Below are 19198 nucleotides of genomic sequence, written 5' to 3'. Positions count from 1 at the left end.
CCTGATTTTACGGGATCCAAGCGACCGCGTCGGATGCTGGGGGCATCATCGCATTATCCGGCCTGCTGGAAGCATTATCGGCCTGCTCGAAGCATCGTTGCCTCCTGGGGCTTGGACGTGCGGAGGAAATTGCTGCTATTTTACAGGAATTTCGGCTTAATGAGTCCCCATCCCGAGGAATTGCTGCAAATCTACATCATATTAGGCCCTTTTGCTTCAAACCGAAGCGAAACGGGGGAAATTCCTGTAATTTTGCAGGATTGCGTTTCTGGAATAGTCGTCCATATCGAATTGCTGTATTTACGGCTAGGCCCCCTATATCTGGAGTCATGTCCACCAAAAAAGATGCGTTCTTAGAATTGCTTCCTATTTCGCGTGGTTACACGGCCCGATGATATTTTGATCGGTCCTCCAGCGTCATGACCCACTTTGAGTATTCCGATGGTGACATGCTCTTTAGGCTACCATGCATTCTGCGGTTGTTGTAGAAATCCATGTAACGATCAAGTGCTTCATAGGCCTCTTCAAATGTCATAAATTCCGTCAGGCTGAACAGATCACGTTCGAGTAAGCTATGAAATGACTCAATGTAGGCGTTCATATTCGGACTGCGTGGCGGGATGCGTTCATGGACGATCTCCAGACTCTCGCACGTATCACCAAACAACTTGCTGACAAACTGAGGCCCGTTGTCGGTGCGGACGGTGGGCAACTCATCGCCGGGATTCAGGCGTTCTTGTAGCGCCCGGCATAGTGTCTGTACGACGTGCTTGGCCTCACACACGGAACCCCGGTATTGTCCGACGACGACGCGGTCAAATACATCGATGATACTGAGCACGAAAAAGAAACGCTGGCGACCAATCACGTACCCATATTTAATATCAATTTGCCATAGCTGGTTCACCCCGGTTACCGTCCGGTTTCTCGGTACTCTTCGAGGATGTTTGCTTGTTTTCTTCCGTTGTTTCTGAAGAATTCCTAACTCTTTGCAAATGCGGTACGCCTTTTTCTTGTTTAGAATCAATCCACGTTGTTTGCGGAGGCACAGCGCCAAATTCTTATACCCATAAATGTGCTCTTCTCCTTCCAGGAGTTCGAGCATCCATTCTTTAATCTGTTCATCTGAAACTTTCCGGCCCGTGTTCGTAGAGGAAAATCCAGGCACAGGACGCCCTTTTAGAGCGCATGAAGCCTGTTCTTCGGTACTGGATGCCTCTCGTTTCTTCCGGCCATAGTACGTCGATTCGCGAACTTTCAGGATACGCAGAACTTTAGCTGCTGCATGCCCCCGCTTAATAAACGGTTCTGCTATTTCAAGTCTTTCAGATAAGCGGGGTTCTTCTTTTTTACGACTTCTCGCAGGATCTCGATCTCAAGCTCTTTTTCACCCAGGAGCTTTTTTGCCTGCTCGAACTTTGCCTCTACCTCTTGAAGTCGACGGAGTTCTTGCAGATGCTCGTCTGCTGCGGGTATCTCCTCTTGGCTAATTTCGTCACGGTGGTCTCTAACCCAAACACGTACCGTCTCCGGATGGACACCGTACATTCGGGCAAGTGTTCCCACCTTAATGCCGGCCATTGCTTCCTTTACAATTTGCAGGCGTTTTTCCTTGCTAAAGTGCTTTCCCATACTAGTTGTCCCCCTCTGATAACAGCTTATAATATTGGAGCCGGAAGCTCCAGTTTAATTAGGGGGCCTAGGAGTTTATGCAGGATTTCGCTTACTGAATAGGAGCGTCTGGAGAAATCGTGGAGTTTTGCGGATTTCGACTGCCGGATGGGCGTGTCCAGGGAAATGGTGCAGTTTTCAGAATGGTGGAAATATCCATTTCCCTACTCAAAACTTCTTTCTCAACAGCCTGAAAAGTACATCATTTCCAGCGACTTTTCTCTTTTTATCTGTTGGAAATCGGAAATTGATGCAGTTTGGCAGGATTCCCTGTAACGGAGTACACGGCATACGGGAAAGCTGCAATTTTGCAGTTTTTCCGCGTGTCGGGCTTAGGGAATGAGGTCTCACTGTGACGAGCCGCTAACATCTTGCTTGCGACTCATTCACCCCTTCTAAACGGATGCAAAAATTCAGCCCTTTCGATTTCCATCAGGAAACCGAAAGGGCCTCTGTTCAGACGCTCGTGACCGCTTCCTTCCATTGCAGCAATACACGCGTTATATGCTCCCCAATAAGCTCATAGTGCTGGTGTATGAAGAAATGATCTCCCTCATACTTGGCAATCGTGCAGCGGCCAGCAGTCATTTCCTTCCATGCCTCCATATGTTCGTCGGGGACAACATCCCGGGTGCCTGCCAACACCGTAATATCCGTACGAAGGGCGGCTTTGGACGCGCGCCAGCTATATTTTTCGACAATCTGCATGTCTGCCCGAAGCAGCGGAAGGATCATCTCCATGAGTTCCTTGTTCTCCAGCACCTCCGCGGACATCCCTCCCAGCTTGATAATTTCCTGCAAAAACTCTGCTTCCGGGAGGCAGTACAGTTTTTGCCCATCCCCCTGGATTTGGGGAGCCCTTCTAGCGGCCGCAAACAAATGAATAGGCTCCTTTCCGTGCTTTTCATGTAAATAGCGGGTTAGCTCATAGGCTATCAGGCTTCCCATGCTATATCCAAAGAAAGCAATCGGCTCGTCAAGCACATGGACGGGTATCGATAAATATGCGTCTTCCACCGCCTGCTCCATCGTTTGGTAGAAAGGCTCGTTCATTCTTTTGCCTCTCCCTGATAACTCAATCGGGTGGATCTGAATAGATGCAGGAAGCAAGCTGCGCCAACGGCAGTACATCATGGCCGAGCCGCCGGCATAAGGAAAACAGAAAAGGTGAATCCGGTTCATAGACTCCCCCTCTCACTCTACTGCTTGACCTGGAACAGCCAGATTCGCTGCGGCGGAGCCGGCTTTATTGCTTGCGAACTGCACTCGCCGCCCAGGCAATATGCTGACAAACAGAACAAGCACGGAAACCGCATAAACCGCGAACAGCGAAGTCGCGTTCATCAGTACGCCGGACGAAGCAGAACCCAACAGCATGGCTCCCACGAACAGCGGAGCGATGGTTCCGTTGACTCGCCCGATCATCGCTTCATCGATTCTGGCCACTAAATACGTGGAGATGACGACATTGACAAAGGCCAGGCTGACCGAACTGAGGAAGCTGGCGACCAGAGTTAGCCAAAACCATCCGGAGAGCACTTCCCCTAGCGTGGCTGCCGCCAGAAAACCTATCCCGAAAAGGAGGGTTGCGCTCTGATTCAGCCTGCCGCTGACGGCCGCGGCAATTCCTCCTCCAGCCAGCAGTCCGAATCCGGAGGCGCCCGCCAGGAACTGAACCGAGGTTTGCTCAAGACCGAGCCGTTCCGTAACCAGAAAAATCTCAAGCGGATTAATAAGTCCGGAGGACAGGCCGAGGCACATGAACACAAGTGCTAACATTCGCAGTGAACGGGATTGCAATACGTAGCCCCAGCCTTCCTTGATGTCGGCAAGCAGCGAAGTGTCCGCGTCCCTGCTTGCCGTATCTTTGGGCAAAAAGGAAAGGATGAAGGCAGAGGCGAGAAACAAACCGAGAAGGGCGTACATGGAAGCCATAATCCCCAGGACCGTATAGATGAATGTGCCTGCTATGGGGCCGAGAATCAGGAACAGGGACTGGGAGCTCTGGGTGATCGCGATCGCGGATTGCACATGCTTGTCTCCGACATTCCGCTTGATGATTTTCACGGACGAAGGCTGTGAGAATTGGCTTACAATCGAAGAAACAAAAGTGGCGGCATATAATACCACCCAATAACCCGAAGCCAGTACGGCAATGATGGCGACGATAGACAACGCACTCAAAATATCGCCGGTAATCATCGTGCGCTTGGGATTCCAGCGGTCGGCCAGCGCGCCTCCGATAATCGAAAACACAAATATCGGAACATACTCCAGCACGGTAATCAATGATACGGCCACAGGGTCCCCTTGCGTTTGTTCCATGATGAAATAAAGAATCGCCATGTTGCGCACCCATATCGCCAGGTTTTGAAGCAGATCAGAGCCTGTAATAATAAGGAAGGCTTTGTTTCTGAATAACTGGTTCATAGGACACTCCTTTTTAAACCGACCGTTCGGTCTATTGAAGTTCAAAAGAAAAACTGATAGCGGCATCAGTCTTTCATTGTCTTGCGTGGTTCAACTCGTTGGATCCCCTTCAGGAGACTGTCTACCCCTTTCCTGTACAGCCGGCGAATTTCCTTCAGATCCTTCTCGTAATACAGCGTGCTTAAGCCATTAAATAGACCGCTGATGACGTACATCAAATCCTGGGTCTCATCGGGCTTCAATTCGCCGCGCTCAATCCCCTGCAAGATGATCTTCTCATACGTTATATAGGGAATCCGTATAAGAGCCAGCATCTCATCCAGCATCTCCTGACTCACTACCTGTCCGGAGACAAACTCATGAATCGCATGATTGAGCGGATTCGCCAAATCGTCGACATAATGATCAGCGAGGCCGTACAGCTTCTCGACGGCGGTCTCATATTGAGACTCCTTGGCCAGCCATGAGTCCATCCACTCTTCGTTATTCAGCTTAATCAAAAACATGAACAGCTCTTCCTTGCTCTTGAAATGATAGTAAATGCTGCCCTTGCTTCGATTGTTGACGGCACAAATCTCTTCCATCGATGTAGCGCTGTACCCTTTCTGGGCAAATAATTCCTTCGTGTTCCGCGCAATGTCTTTCTTGATCTGGGCTACATCTTTCCTTCGTTTAACCTCGATTCAAGCTCCCCCCAATAATAAACTGACCGGTCAGTCCAATCGTAGCACACCCATAAATTACCGTCAATCCCGCAAGATGCCCTCCTGCATCTCATCTGCGGTTCACCTGATGCAAGAGGGCGTCGAGTGCGGAATAGCTGTATATGCAAAGCGAATTCGGCGTACTACTTCTCTTCCGTGTCCTCCTTAAAGGCCTCGCTAATCGTGTTAGCAATGATATCCGGAAGCTTCTCCGCTTCGCGGACGAATTCATTTACTTCCTCTGGCACTTCCTCACTTTTAACGACACCGAATTTGAAAAATTTGTTTTTCATTTTTCTCCTCCTTTATTGGCGTTAAGGTCAGTGTAACACAGAATCCCTGCAAATGTTAATATAAGCCAATTCCTTCACCGGCGCAGTTGGAACGGCCGCGATTTGTTCGACTAACCGGGCGTAATGGGCCGCCAATTGTTCGATGGCCGTGCGCTCGAAGAGCCCGGTTCTATAGTCGAATTGAACAACAAATGAGCGGTCCAGCTCCTGAGCGCTTACATAGATATCGTATTCGCAGAAGTCCCACTCATACGGATACGGAGAAACTTGCAGCTCCGCGGCGGCAGCCTCCACAGGGCGAACTGTAAAATTATTCAGGTTGAACATGGTGGAAAATAACGGATTCTTGCCTGGCTCCAATGGAATCTCCGCGTCTTCCAGCATCTTCTCGAACGGGTAATGCTGATGCTCGAAAGCCTCGTTCAAGCGCTTCTGAATCGTCTGGAGCAGGTCCTGGCAGGATTGTCCGGGCACGATTCGGTTCCGCAGCGGAAGGGAATTGATGAACAATCCTACCGTTCCCTGCAATTCGGGACGCTCGCGGTTGAACGCATAGGTTCCTACGACCAGATCGGTTTCCCGCGTCAACTGATGCAGCAATATCAAATAGGCGGAATACAAAATGGTGAAATTCGTAGCGCTTGCGCTTAACTGATGCTTCAGGACATGAATCGGCTCTTTTGGCACCTCGACGCGGACATAATCGCCATGGTGGCCGGAATCCCGTCCGTTCTGCCGCTCAAGGTCCGCAGCAAGCCGGAATGGGCGATAGCCTGCGAGATGACTCGTCCAGAAGCGGGCAGATGACGAAAACGCCCCCTGATCCAGCTTATTTTTCTGCCATACCGCATAGTCCTTGTAATGCAGCGAGACCGGCGGCAATGTCGAGCCGCCGTACAGCTTGAACAGCTCTTGAAGCAGAATGCCAAGCGAGGTTCCATCCGTAATCGCATGATGCATATCCAGCAGGAGCACATGCGCTTCCTGATCCAGCTTGAGAATCTTCGCCCGCAGCCACGGTGAAGAGGATGCTGCAAACGGCTGGATGAACGAGTTCATCAGCTGCAGACGCTCTTCCTCGGATGCCGGTGCTGCCATGTCAAGTTGAAAGCGGGCTTCCGGCTGAATTCGCTGCACGATCTGATCGCCGAACATCTCCAGTGTCGTTCGAAGCGCTTCATGTCGTGCAATCAGGAGCTGAAAGCTGCGCTCCAGGCATCCGATATCAAGCGGGCCCTCGAGCAGAAAGGCCATAGGCATATTCCAGCTCGTATTCCCTAGGCCGCTCAGATAGCCGTAAGCCTGATAGGGTGTAGCCGGATAGACTTCCTGTTCAGGCGCAGGCTCGACAGGTTCATACTTCCCGGAGCGCCGAGCTTCCCCTTCCGCCATGAGCCGGTTCGCCAATAATCGAACGGTAGGGTACTGAAATAAGGACTGCAATTCGATGCGGACATTCAGTTCCTGCCGGATACGCGCCGTCAGTATCATGGCTTTGAGAGAATGGCCTCCCCGTTCGAAGAAATGATCGTCAACTCCGAGGCGATCGATCCCGAGCACGTCAGACCACATCAGAAGCAGCTTCTGTTCTAGCATATTATGCGGCGCCGCGTATTCAGACTGTGCGGACCGGACCGGTCGAGGCAATGAACGGCGATCCACCTTGCCATTGGAAGTCAGCGGCAGCGCGTTCACGGATTCAATAACGGAAGGCACCATATAATCCGGAAGCAGCCGCTGCAGTCGCTCGCGAATTAGGGCCGCCAGCCCCTCCTGCTCCGCAACCGCGGGAACGACATAAGCCGCAAGGAAGGAATGCCCCTGCTCGTCCCGGCCCGGAACGACGGCAGCCTCCTCGACCTCCGCCAGCGAGCGGAGCCGGCTCTCCACTTCCGAGAGCTCGATGCGGTTCCCCCGTATTTTGACCTGTCTGTCCAGACGGCCCAGAAATTCCAGATTCCCATCCGGCAGCCAGCGCACGAGATCCCCGGTCCGGTATGCCCTCTCCCCCGGCACGAGCGGATGCGGAACGAATTTCTCGGCGGTCAGATCCGGCCGATTCACATATTCCCGGGCCAATCCGTCTCCCCCGATGTACAGCTCTCCCGGCACCCCGACCGGCTGCCGCTGCCCCCAGCGGTTCAGGACGCAGACCCGCGTGTTGTGCACGGGCCTGCCGATCGGCACGCTGCTCCGCTCCCGCATGCTCTCATCCACCGTGTACGTCGTCGCGAACACGGTCGTCTCCGTCGGCCCGTAGCCGTTGGCTATCCGGTTCGGCCCCAGATATTCCAGCGCCTTCACGACATGCTTCTTCGAGCCCGCCTCTCCGCCGAAGAAGAGCTTCCGCACATGCTTCAGACAGGTTACATCCCAATCCACGACGGTATTGAACAGAGCCGCCGTCATGAAGGCCGTAGTAATGCGCTGCTCCTCGAATGTCCTCGCCAGCTCCCCGGCGTCCAGCACGCTGTGCTTCGGCAGGAGAACCAGCGTCGCCCCGTTCAGCAGCGCTCCGAAAATCTCATACGTCGAGCCGTCAAAAGCATAATTGGACAGCTGCAGCACCCGATCCTCGGGCAGCATCTCCATAAATCCGTTGCGGATGCTGGTTTTGATCACGTTCCGGTGCGTAATCATCACGCCTTTGGGCGTGCCGGTCGAACCGGATGTGTACATGATATAAGCCGCGGATTCCGCCGGAATGGTCAGGTCCTTCACCGCCGCCCGCGTCCCGGCTTCCGCCCGCGGCCCCTCGTCCAGCGGCAGCGTGATGCCCGTGAAGCCGGGCACGGCCATGCCGTCCTGCGCGAGCAGGATCCGGGCGCCGCTATCCTCCAGCATTTGCGCAAGCCGCTCGGGCGGAAAGCCCGGATCCAGCGGCACATACGCCGCGCCCGCGGCCAGAATCCCGAGGATGGACTCGATCATCCCGATCGAACGGTCCGCTATCAGTCCGACCGCTTCTCCCGTGCCGACTCCCCGCTGTCTGAGCTTATCGGCCAGACATTGCGCCCGCTCGCGCAGCTCCCCATAGGCGACCTGTTCTCTGCCCCATACGAGCGCCGGATGATTCGGACGAAGCCGCGCCTGCTCCGCGAACAGCTCCGGAATGCTCGCCTCGCGCGGATAATCCGCCGATCCGCCCTCCAGCCGGAGCAGCTCAAGCCGCTCTCCCTCGGTGATCAGCTCGATATCGCGGATGCGCGACGCCTCTTGTTCCGCCATCTGGCGCAGAATATGCTCATAATGCGCCAGCATCCTCTCTATGGTTCCCGGCAAGAACAAGCTGCGGTTATATTCCACGGTAACGGACAACCCGTCACTCGTCTCCACCGCCCCCCATGTCATATCGAACTTGGGTTCCCGGGTTCCGGCATTCAGCTGGCGTATATGCAGTTCCGTATCCGCGAACGAAAATTCCTCTATATTTTGCAATATGAACAGGGTATCAAAGAGAGGATGCCTGCTTGCATCTCTTGGCACATTCAATTTCTCCATGAGTTCTTCCAGCGGATACATGCCATGCTCGAAGGCGTCAAGCAGCCGATCCCCGACCTCGCCGATATAAGAATGCAGCTCCAGATCTCCCCGCGGCGCAAGCCGAAGCGGCAGCGTATTGACGAACATCCCCACGATTTCTGCCGCATCCGCATGCTGGCGGCCGGAGATAGGCGTGCCGATGATCATGTCTTCCTCTCCCGAATACTTGGACAGCAGAATCGAGTAGGCTGCGAGCAGCACGGCAAAGAGTGTCGTGCGGCGAGTGGCGGCAAGCTCTTCCAGCAGACGGGTGACTTCCCTGTCTATCCGAAGCCGGGCTTCCGCTCCTTCCGATGCCTCGTTCCCGGAACGGGAAGCATCGTAGGGAAGCCTCAATGCCGGAAGTTCTCCCTGGAGGAGATCCAGCCAGAACTTCTCGTTCTGGCGATACATTCCGCCTTGCTTCTGCCGCTGCTCCCATACGGCATAATCCTTATATTGTATGGAGACGTCCGCAAGCTCCTGTCCTTCGTAGAGCTGAAATAGCTCTCTCATCATAATTCCGGTCGATATTCCGTCAGAGACGCTATGGTGAATATCGATGGCAAGCAAATGCCGCGTTGCGGACAACCGCAGCAGTCCGGCACGGAAAAGCGGCGGTTCAGAGAGATGAAACGGGCGAACAAAGGAACCGATATATTCCTCCGTCCTCGCACGGATCCCGGCCTCATCTTCCGCGTCACCCGAATATTCGGCTTGCTCCAGGTGAAAGCGCAGTTCGCCGGCGGGCCATATCTTCTGCCTTAGTTCTTCCCCGACGATGGCAAAGGTGGTACGCAAGGATTCGTGCCGGCAAATCAAGGAGGCAAATGCCTTCCGCAGCCGTCCCTCATGAAGCTGGCCGCGAAGCTCGAAGGCCATCGGCATATTATAGCTGGTACCTTCCTTATCCAGCTGCTGAATGTAGTACAGCCTCCATTGGGCGGAGGAGACCGGATAAGTATCTTGCTTCGGAGCAGGCATCAGCGGCACGTGCGTGTCGCGCCCCTTTTCCTGTTGTATCAGTCCGGATTGCTCTTGAACGGTAGGGCGGGCAAACACGTCTTGAAGCGACAGCTTCACATGAAACTCCTTGTGAATTCGAGCGATAAGCGTCATCGCCTTCAGCGAGTGGCCGCCAAGCGCAAAAAAGTGATCGTTGACGCCGACCTGGCGGACGCCAAGAAGGTCCGCCCAAATCTCAGCAAGCCGGTGCTCCGTCTCGTTCGCCGGCGCTTGGCAATCCCCGCTTCCCAGCCGCTGGTGCGCGGGCAGAGAAGCCGCGTCCACCTTCCCATTGCCTGTCAGCGGAAGCTTGTCAAGAAGCGTGAAGCTGGAAGGCACCATGTAATCCGGAAGCAGCCGCTGCAGTCGCTCGCGAATTAGGGCCGCCAGCCCCTCCTGCTCCGCAACCGCGGGAACGACATAAGCCGCAAGGAAGGAATGCCCCTGCTCGTCCCGGCCCGGAACGACGGCAGCCTCCTGCACCTCCGCCAGCGAGCGGAGCCGGCTCTCCACTTCCGAGAGCTCGATGCGGTTCCCCCGTATTTTGACCTGTCTGTCCAGACGGCCCAGAAATTCCAGATTCCCATCCGGCAGCCAGCGCACGAGATCCCCGGTCCGGTATGCCCTCTCCCCCGGCACGAGCGGGTTCGGAACGAATTTCTCGGCGGTCAGATCCGGCCGATTCACATATTCCCGGGCCAATCCGTCTCCCCCGATGTACAGCTCTCCCGGCACCCCGACCGGCTGCCGCTGCCCCCAGCGGTTCAGGACGCAGACCCGCGTGTTGTTCACGGGCCTGCCGATCGGCACGCTGCTCCGCTCCCGCATGCTCTCATCCACCGTGTACGTCGTCGCGAACACGGTCGTCTCCGTCGGCCCGTAGCCGTTGGCTATCCGGTTCGGCCCCAGATATTCCAGCGCCTTCACGACATGCTTCTTCGAGCCCGCCTCTCCGCCGAAGAAGAGCTTCCGCACATGCTTCAGACAGGTTACATCCCAATCCACGACGGTATTGAACAGAGCCGCCGTCATGAAGGCCGTAGTAATGCGCTGCTCCTCGAATGTCCTCGCCAGCTCCCCGGCGTCCAGCACGCTGTGCTTCGGCAGGAGAACCAGCGTCGCCCCGTTCAGCAGCGCTCCGAAAATCTCATACGTCGAGCCGTCAAAAGCATAATTGGACAGCTGCAGCACCCGATCCTCGGGCAGCATCTCCATAAATCCGTTGCGGATGCTGGTTTTGATCACGTTCCGGTGCGTAATCATCACGCCTTTGGGCGTGCCGGTCGAACCGGATGTGTACATGATATAAGCCGCGGATTCCGCCGGAATGGTCAGGTCCTCCACCGCCGCCCGCGTCCCGGCTTCCGCCCGCGGCCCCTCGTCCAGCGGCAGCGTGATGCCCGTGAAGCCGGGCACGGCCATGCCGTCCTGCGCGAGCAGGATCCGGGCGCCGCTATCCTCCAGCATTTGCGCAAGCCGCTCGGGCGGAAAGCCCGGATCCAGCGGCACATACGCCGCGCCCGCGGCCAGAATCCCGAGGATGGACTCGATCATCCCGATCGAACGGTCCGCTATCAGTCCGACCGCTTCTCCCGTGCCGACTCCCCTCTGTCTGAGCCTATCGGCCAGACATTGCGCCCGCTCGCGCAGCTCCCCATAGGCGACCTGTTCGCTGCCCCATACGAGCGCCGGATGATTCGGACGAAGCCGCGCCTGCTCCGCGAACAGCTCCGGAATGCTCGCCTCGCGCGGATAATCCGCCGATCCGCCCTCCAGCCGGAGCAGCTCAAGCCGCTCTCCCTCGGTGATCAGCTCGATATCGCGGATGCGCGACGCCTCTTGTTCCGCCATCTGGCGCAGAATATGCTCATAATGCACGGACATTCGCCTGATGGTGGCATGGGAAAAGATCTCGGTATTGTATTCGATCGTCATCAAAATTTGATCTTCCTTTTCCAGCCCTGCCCAGGTCATGTCGAACTTCGAGCGGTCAAGGGGCGCCTCCTCTTGCTCAATAAGCAGGCCCGGCAATTCCAGCTTGGCGATGCTCATATTCTGCAGCACGAACAATGTATCAAAGAACGGATGCCGGCTCGGATCTCTGGCCAAGTCCACATGCTCCAGCAGTTCCTCTAACGGATAAACGGAGTGCTCATACGCTTCGAGCACCGCCTTCTTCACTTGACCGACATATTCCCCAACCCGCAGATCGGCTTTTGGATAACTGCGCAAAGCCAGCGTTTTTACGAACATGCCGATGAGCGATTCCGTATCCGCGTGATCTCTTCCCGCGACCGGCATCCCGACCGCGATATCCTCCTGGCCGGAGTATTTGGACAATAGGATAAAATATGCGGACAATAACGCCATGAATACCGTGATTTCCTGATCCTTGGATTTTTCTGTAAGCTTAGAGACCAGCCCGCCTGGCAGCGTGAAGGAATATTTGGCTCCCTCGTAGCGCTGAACGCGCGGCCGGGTTCTATCCAGAGGAAGTTCGAGCACAGGCGCAGGCTCCCGATACAACGCATGCCAGTAAGACTTCGCGGCTGCATAGGATTCACTTCCCCGGCGATCCTGCTCCCACATGGCATAATCCTTATACTGTATGTCAAGCGGCGGGAGCTCCTCTCCGCTGTACAACCTGAACAACTCGTCATATAAAACCGCAGTCGACACGCCATCCGATACAATATGATGAATATCAATGAAGAGCAGATAGCCCTTCTCTTGCATCTTCCACAGGACTGCGCGCAGCAGGCAAGGTGCGGCCAAGTCGAACGGCCGGATCCACGGCGCCGGCAAGCCGCCGGCGTTCTCGCCCGATGCAGCCGGATGTGCGCTGTCATCTTCCGCAATCTCCAGAACCTCCAGCTGCCAGCCCAGTTGGCTCACGGGGTGAATCCGCTGCTTGACCTCGTCCCCGTCCATATGGAAAGAAGTCCGCAAGGACTCATGCCGCCCGATGAGCTGAATGAACGCCCGCTCCAGCGCCGGAATGTTCAGGTCTCCGACTATCCGAAGCGCCATCGGCATATTATAGCTCGTCCCGGCATGCTCATACTGCGAGACGATATACAGTCTTTTTTGAGCCGGGGTCACCGGATAGTCATCCTGCACCGGTGCCAAAGGAATGGAAGCACGATCTAACCGCTTGTGTTCCGCTCCCCTGATAAATGTTGCCTGTTCCCGGATCGTCGGGTAATTGAATATATCCTGCAGCCGAAGCTTGACATCAAAGCATTGGTGAACCTTGGCCGCAAGCTGCATCGCTTTAAGGGAATGTCCGCCCAGTTCAAAGAAATGATCATCGATGCCGTGACCGTCAACCCCGAGCACTTCCGCCCACAGCCTGTGCAGCTTGGCCTCATCTTCATTGCCAGGAGCTTCCTTCGCGCCGTCCGGCATGGCCAGACTTGGTTCCGGCAAGGCGGACCGATCGATTTTCCCATTCGCCGTGAGAGGGAGGGCGTCAAGCACGACAAATGCGGCCGGAATCATATAATCCGGGAGCGTTCGTCTCAGCTTCCTTTGCCAGTGCGCAGCTTCCCTTTCCTCCTTCATCCGTTCGGCGGCGCCTTGTTCATAGACTACATAGGCGCATAAATAGACGGATCCGCGCGAATCTCTTTTCGGGATGACGGCGGCTTCCCGAACAGACGTCAGAGAGATCAGCTTGCTCTCGATCTCTCCCGGTTCGACGCGATTGCCGCGGATCTTGACCTGCTGATCGAGCCGTCCCAAATATTCCAGCTCGCCGTCCGGCAGCCAGCGCGCGAGATCGCCCGTCCTGTACATTTTCTCTCCCGGAAGGAAAGGATTCGGCAAGAAGCGCTGCTCGGTCAACTGCTGTCGGTTCAAATATCCCTGGGCTACGCCGCCTCCGCCAATATACAATTCGCCGGGTATGCCTGGAGGCTGCATTTGCCCCCATGGGTTCAGCACATAGATTTGCGTGTTGCGGATCGGCTTGCCAATCGGAACGCTTCGCTTCCCGATAACCTGCTTCCGGACGGGATACGTTGTCGCGAACACGGTCGTCTCCGTCGGCCCGTAGCTGTTGACTATCCGGTTCTCGCCCAGATAATCAAGGGCCTTCGCAACATGCTGGACGGATGCCGCCTCCCCGCCAAAAAACAGCTTCCGCATATGCTTAAAGCACTCCAGATGATAATCGACCATCGTATTGAACAACGCTGCGGTCATAAAAGCGGAAGTCACGCGCTGCTCGTCCATAATCCTGGCGAGCTCGGCGGCATCCAGCAGATCGTCCCTCGATATCAACACCAGCGTCGCTCCGTTGAGCAATGCCCCGAAAATTTCATAGGTGGATCCGTCAAAGGCGTAATTCGACAACTGCAGCATCCGGTCTTCCCCCGTCAGATTCGCAAAGCCATTGTTCACGCTCGTCTTTACAATGTTGCGATGGCTGGTAAGAACCCCCTTCGGCTTCCCCGCGGAACCGGAAGTATACATAATATAAGCAATATCATTCGGGCCGGGGCCGGCGGCAAGCTCGCGTTCTTCCGCTAACATGCCTGACCATGCATCCGCTTCCCGGACCGTGATCCCGTACTCCAGGTATCCGCCTTGAAATTGAGAAACGTCCAGCCCGTCCGTAGCTACCAGCCATCGCGCCCCGCAATCGTTCAGGATATCCAGCTTGCGCTCCTCCGGAAAAGCCGGATCGAGAGGAACATAAGCCGCTCCCGTCCTCAATATGCCGAAAATCGCAATCATCATTTCCATCGATCTCTCCGCCAGAAGACCAACCCGATCCCCGCGTCCGATTCCCTTGCTTCCCAGCACGGCGGCGAACCGCTTCGCGGCCTCGTTCAGCTCCCGGTAGGTCATCATTCTGCTTCCATAGATCAGCGCGGGATGATCGGCGGAGACGGCCGCCTGCTGTTCGAACAATAAGGAGACCGAGGCCTGAGCGGGATAAGAAGCGGCCGTCTCATTCCGGGCAGCCAGCCAGGCTCTTTCTTCCGCCGTCAGCATATCGATGTCCCGCAGCAGCCGGTCAGGGGACGCGGTCATTTGCTCCAGGATCACGATGAAATGGTCAATCATCCGTTGTATCGTGGCCGGTTCATATAAGCAGGCAGCGAACTCCACGACAAAGGTCATGCCTTCCACCGACTCCCGTCCGCTCCAGGTCATGTCGAATTTGGCATGCCGCCACTCCCACTCCGCTGTCCGGAACGTCGTGCCATCCATCTCGATCGGCTCAATGTCCATGTTTTGCAGAACGAACATCGTATCGAACAGCGGATGACGGCTGAGATCCCGGGACAAATCCAGATCTTCAAGCAGATCCTCCAACGGATAGTCCCCATGGGCCTGCGCTCTCATGATGCCTTCCTTCACGCGCCCGATCCACTCTTGGACCGGCAGCGAGCCGTCCGCGTGAGTGCGCAGCGCCAGCGTATTGACGAACATGCCGACAATCCCTTGCACATCCTCATGATGCCTGCCGGCAGTCGGTACTCCCACCACAATGTCCTCCTTGCCGCTGTACTTCGACAGCAGCAGGTTGTAGGCCGCCAGCAGGACCATATACAACGTGGCTCCCTGCGCGGCGCCAAGCCTTTTGAGCCTCCCGGTCATACGCGGATCGAGCTGGAATGCAAGCGTTCGGCCATCATAGGAGCGTATGGATGGACGAACATAATCCGTCATCAGTTCCGCTTCCGGCAGCTTGCCTGCGAACTGCTCCTTCCAGTATTTCCGGTTCGATTCGTATCTCTCATGGTTCCGGTTGCGCTGCTCAAAGACGGCATAATCCTTGTACTGTATCTTCGCGGGAGACAAGGCTTCCCCCCGGTAGAGCCGGGTCAGATCCCGATAGATAATCCCCATGGAGATGCCGTCGCACACAATATGGTGAATGTCAATGAACAGTACGCTGAGGCGATCGCTGAACTCGGCAAGCATGGCCCGGATGAGCGGACCGCTGCCCAGATCGAAGGGTCTGATGAACGAGCGCAGCAAGCGGGTGATCCTGCTCTGCCGCTCTTCCGATTCCGCCGCCTCGGGCCGATCCGAGCCCCGATCTTCAGGACGCGCTTGACGGCAATCCAGACTCCAGGCGAACTCGTCGCGCCCGATCACCCGCTGGCACAGCATGCCGCCGGACCACGCGAATGAGGTTCTTAACGATTCATGGCGCTCGATCAACCGGATAAAGGCCTGCTCCAGCTTCGCTTTGTCGATTGTCCCTTCAATTTCCAGCACCATCGGCATATTGTAGCTCGTCTGTCCGGGATCGAGCTGCTGCGCAATATACACCCTCTTCTGAGCGGAGGAAGCCGGATAGGCCTCCTGTTCAGGAGCGGGCAGGAGCGGCTCGTAATCGCTTTGCTTCGCCGTCCTGATGCATGCCGCCATCTCCCGCAGCACAGGGTTCTGGAACACCTCATGCAGCGTCAGACGGACTCCGAGCTCCTTATGGATTTTGGCGGTCAGCATCATCGCTTTCAGCGAGTGCCCCCCGAGCTCAAAAAAATGATCGTCCGCTCCAAACCGCTCTGCTCCCAACACTTCGCCCCATATTTTCGCAAGCGCCGCCTCCGTGTCACCCGTCAGCGGAACACGCGCTCCCTGAACCGGCCTCCGCGGTTCGGGAAGTCTGTGGCGATCCACCTTTCCGTTCGGGGTCAACGGAAACGACTCTACCATCTGAAACGATGCCGGAATCATATATTCGGGCAGGCGGTCCTTCAATGCCTTCCGCCAGCTCTGTATCCGTTCATGTCCGTTCGCTTGCGCGTCCTCTTCGGAGACAGGAACGCCGCGCTCAGGCACGATATAGGCGCACAGGCAGTCATGGCCCTGCTTATCCCGCCACGGAATGACTAATCCGTCCTGCACCCCGGGAAGAGCCTTCAATTCCTCGGCAATCTCTCCCGGCTCGATCCGGTGTCCCCGAATCTTGAGCTGCTGGTCTATCCGCTCGAGAAAATCTATCGTTCCGTCCGGCAGCATTCGGACCCGATCCCCGGTCCTGTACAGCCTTTCTCCCGGCGAGAAAGGATTCGCAATGAACTGTTCGGCTGTCCGTTCAGGCTGACGCCAGTACCCTAGTGCAAGCCCCTCGCCGCCGATGTAGAGCTCGCCCGGCACTCCTGCGGGCATCGGCTGCCGGCGCCGATTGAGCACATACGCCGTCGTATTATGAATCGGACGGCCGATGGGAAGCGCATCCGGCTGCGTTACCGGATGACAGGTCGCATATACCGTGGTTTCCGTCGGTCCGTACATATGAAGCAGGCGTCCTGGCCCGAGGGCCGCCAGCGCCTTGTTCACATGCTTTACCGACCCTTTTTCCCCGCCGAACAAGACGCGGCGAAGATTGTTGAAGCAAGTCGGATCCCAGTCGACCAGCGCGTTGAACAGCGCCGTGGTCATAAAGGCCACACTAATGGAGTATTTATCAAAGGACGCCGCCAGCAATTCCGCGCTTAATAGCTCTTCCCGGGACAGGAGCACAAGCGTGGCGCCATGCAGCAATGCGCCGTAGATGTCGAAGGTTGCGCCATCGAAGGCATAATTGGATATTTGCAATATCCGGTCGGATCTGTCCAGTTGAACATAACCGTTGTTCAGAATGGTTTTCGCCACGTTTCTGTGGGTGGCCACGACTCCCTTCGGTTGTCCGGTAGAACCGGACGTATAGATGATATAGGCAGGACTGTCCGGGCTCAGTTCCAGACCGCATGCCGGCGCCGTCCGGGCATCGTCGTCTCCAGCCGGCTCCAAGTCGCCGGCCAGGATGGTCTCCCCTTGGAACCCGGGAAGACGAAGCGCCGTCAACAGGAACAGGTGCCTCGCCCCGCTGTCGTTGAGGATGCCGGTCAGCCGCTCCTCCGGGAAATCGGGATCGAGCGGAATATAGGCGGCCCCTGCTTTGAGGACGGCAAGCATGCCGGCGATCATATCCGCCGAACGGCGCGCGGCCAGTCCGACCACATCGCCGATCGCGACGCCTCGCCGCTGCAAGCCCCTTGCCCATTGCTCGGATCGCTCATGAAGCTCCGAATAGGTCCACTGCTCGCTGCCGAAGACGACAGCGGGATGATCCGGATGCTGCAGCGCTTGGGCGACGAACAGCTCCACGAGCGTCCGTTCCCGCGGATAATCTGCGGCAGTCTCGTTGAACGCGGCTATATTCCATTTTTCCTGCGGCGTAAGCACCTCGATATCCGGCAGCTTCCTGTCCGGATCGGCCGTTACTTGCAGGCAGACATGTTCCAAATGGCGGAATAACCGTTCGATCGCGTCCGCGGAATAGACCCGATTGTTATAGTTCATTTTGACGCGCAGCTCTGCGCCAGGACCGATGGATATATTCAAATCATAATTGGTGTGCTCGAAAGCCTCGATGGAGGTAATTTTGAAGCCCAGGTCCAGTTTGTCCGTATCGAACATGCTCTCGCTGGAAGGATAGTTTTCATAGACCAAGATGTGATTGAACAGGGGCGCAATTCCGGTTTCCGACTGAATCTCCGCCAGAGAGAGAAAGCTGTGCTCCTCGGACAGGATCCCATTTTGATGCGTCTTCATCAGCAATTGGGCAAAGGATTGATCCGGCGCGGCTTGTATTCTGACCGGAACGGCATTGATCATCAATCCGACGATCTTCTCCACATCCGGGATGGAGGGAGATCTGCCCGACACGACGGTTCCGAAGACGACGTCTTCGGCGTCGCTGTAATAGTGAAGCATGACTCCCCACACGGTCTGGAACAAACTGTTCATCGTGACCTGATACCTCCGGGATAAGGCAACAAGCCGTTCCGTAAGCTCCGTGCCAAGATTGAACATGATTTCCTCGATGCGGGGAGCTTCCTGGTGCAAGGCCGTACGTTGGACAGGAAGAACCTCGATGGCCTCGTAGCCTGATAAATAATCCCGCCAATACTTCCGCGCTTCCGTCTGATCGCGAGATTCGAGCCATCGAATATAGTTCTTGTACGGAATGACGCGCGGGAGCCGGGCCTTCTCTCCGCCGTTCTCTTCTTTATATAAAGAAAACCACTCCTGGAACAGAATTCCCAGACACCATCCATCCAGCAAAATATGATGATTGCTCCAGATCAGATCATACGCGTATTCCCCCGTCTTGATCAGCTTGAGACGAAGCAGCAGATCCTTGGACAGATCGAAGGCGCGTTGTCTGTCTTCTTCGGCAAGCCGCTGAATGACATCGCGCTGCTCAGCCTTGCTCCGTTCCGATACATCGACTGTTTCGAGCTGCAGCGTCCGTTCCTTGAGCACCACCTGCCTGGGCCTGTTGATCTTGTCATGAATAAAAATGGTCCGAAGAATATCGTAACGGCGGATGACGGCATTCAAGCTGGACTCCATGGCCCGGATATTCACGCTTCCTTCCAGCGTAAAAATCATTTGTTCAAAATACACATCTCCCTGGTCGTAAAGCGAATGAAAAAGCAGAGCTTCCTGCATAGGCGATAATGGATAAATGTCGGCGATGTCCGGCTTGCTCATCTTCCCTCACGTCCTTCCTGACGAATGATGATATCCCCACATACACCACATGGGGAGACATGC

At 55.9% G+C, this 19198-nt stretch carries 7 protein-coding genes; all 7 read right to left on the bottom strand.

Annotation, left to right across the window (positions count from 1 at the left end):
- Positions 1-379: 379 nt before the first annotated feature.
- The 7 genes from L6439_RS12325 to L6439_RS12295 all read right to left on the bottom strand — a co-directional run bounded on the left by L6439_RS12325 (position 380) and on the right by L6439_RS12295 (position 19135).
- On the bottom strand, positions 380-1261 hold the full coding sequence (locus tag L6439_RS12325) for an IS3 family transposase (RefSeq protein ID WP_237096890.1): 882 nt from the start codon (positions 1259-1261) through the stop codon (positions 380-382).
- A 50-nt stretch (positions 1262-1311) separates the two neighbouring features.
- Complete coding sequence (locus L6439_RS12320) at positions 1312-1632, bottom strand: transposase (protein WP_172879205.1); 321 nt, start codon at positions 1630-1632, stop codon at positions 1312-1314.
- Between the two features lie 495 nt (positions 1633-2127).
- On the bottom strand, positions 2128-2802 hold the full coding sequence (locus L6439_RS12315) for a thioesterase II family protein (RefSeq protein ID WP_237096912.1): 675 nt from the start codon (positions 2800-2802) through the stop codon (positions 2128-2130).
- A gap of 63 nt (positions 2803-2865) precedes the next feature.
- Positions 2866-4101: an MFS transporter gene (locus L6439_RS12310; protein ID WP_168183083.1), complete on the bottom strand. Its 1236-nt coding sequence runs from the start codon at positions 4099-4101 to the stop codon at positions 2866-2868.
- 65 nt (positions 4102-4166) lie between these two features.
- Positions 4167-4784, bottom strand: a complete 618-nt coding sequence (locus L6439_RS12305) for a TetR/AcrR family transcriptional regulator (protein WP_237096911.1) — start codon at positions 4782-4784, stop codon at positions 4167-4169.
- A gap of 164 nt (positions 4785-4948) precedes the next feature.
- Positions 4949-5098 carry a hypothetical protein gene (locus L6439_RS12300; RefSeq protein ID WP_168183085.1) on the bottom strand — a complete coding sequence of 50 codons (150 nt, stop codon included), beginning with the start codon at positions 5096-5098 and terminating at the stop codon, positions 4949-4951.
- Positions 5099-5125: 27 nt separating this feature from the next.
- Complete coding sequence (locus tag L6439_RS12295) at positions 5126-19135, bottom strand: non-ribosomal peptide synthetase (protein ID WP_213471179.1); 14010 nt, start codon at positions 19133-19135, stop codon at positions 5126-5128.
- Positions 19136-19198 lie beyond the last annotated feature (63 nt).

The organism is Paenibacillus dendritiformis (assembly GCF_021654795.1).
Classification (GTDB): Bacteria; Bacillota; Bacilli; order Paenibacillales; family Paenibacillaceae; genus Paenibacillus_B.
The sequence above is the reverse complement of the archived record's forward strand: the minus strand, read 5'-3'. Positions and strand labels throughout refer to the sequence as shown.

Coding starts and splice junctions, on each gene's coding strand:
- L6439_RS12295 (WP_213471179.1), bottom strand. CDS start 19,135: ATGAGCAAGCCGGACATCGCCGACATTTATCCATTATCGCCTATGCAG.
- L6439_RS12315 (WP_237096912.1), bottom strand. CDS start 2,802: ATGTACTGCCGTTGGCGCAGCTTGCTTCCTGCATCTATTCAGATCCAC.
- L6439_RS12310 (WP_168183083.1), bottom strand. CDS start 4,101: ATGAACCAGTTATTCAGAAACAAAGCCTTCCTTATTATTACAGGCTCT.
- L6439_RS12300 (WP_168183085.1), bottom strand. CDS start 5,098: ATGAAAAACAAATTTTTCAAATTCGGTGTCGTTAAAAGTGAGGAAGTG.
- L6439_RS12320 (WP_172879205.1), bottom strand. CDS start 1,632: ATGGGAAAGCACTTTAGCAAGGAAAAACGCCTGCAAATTGTAAAGGAA.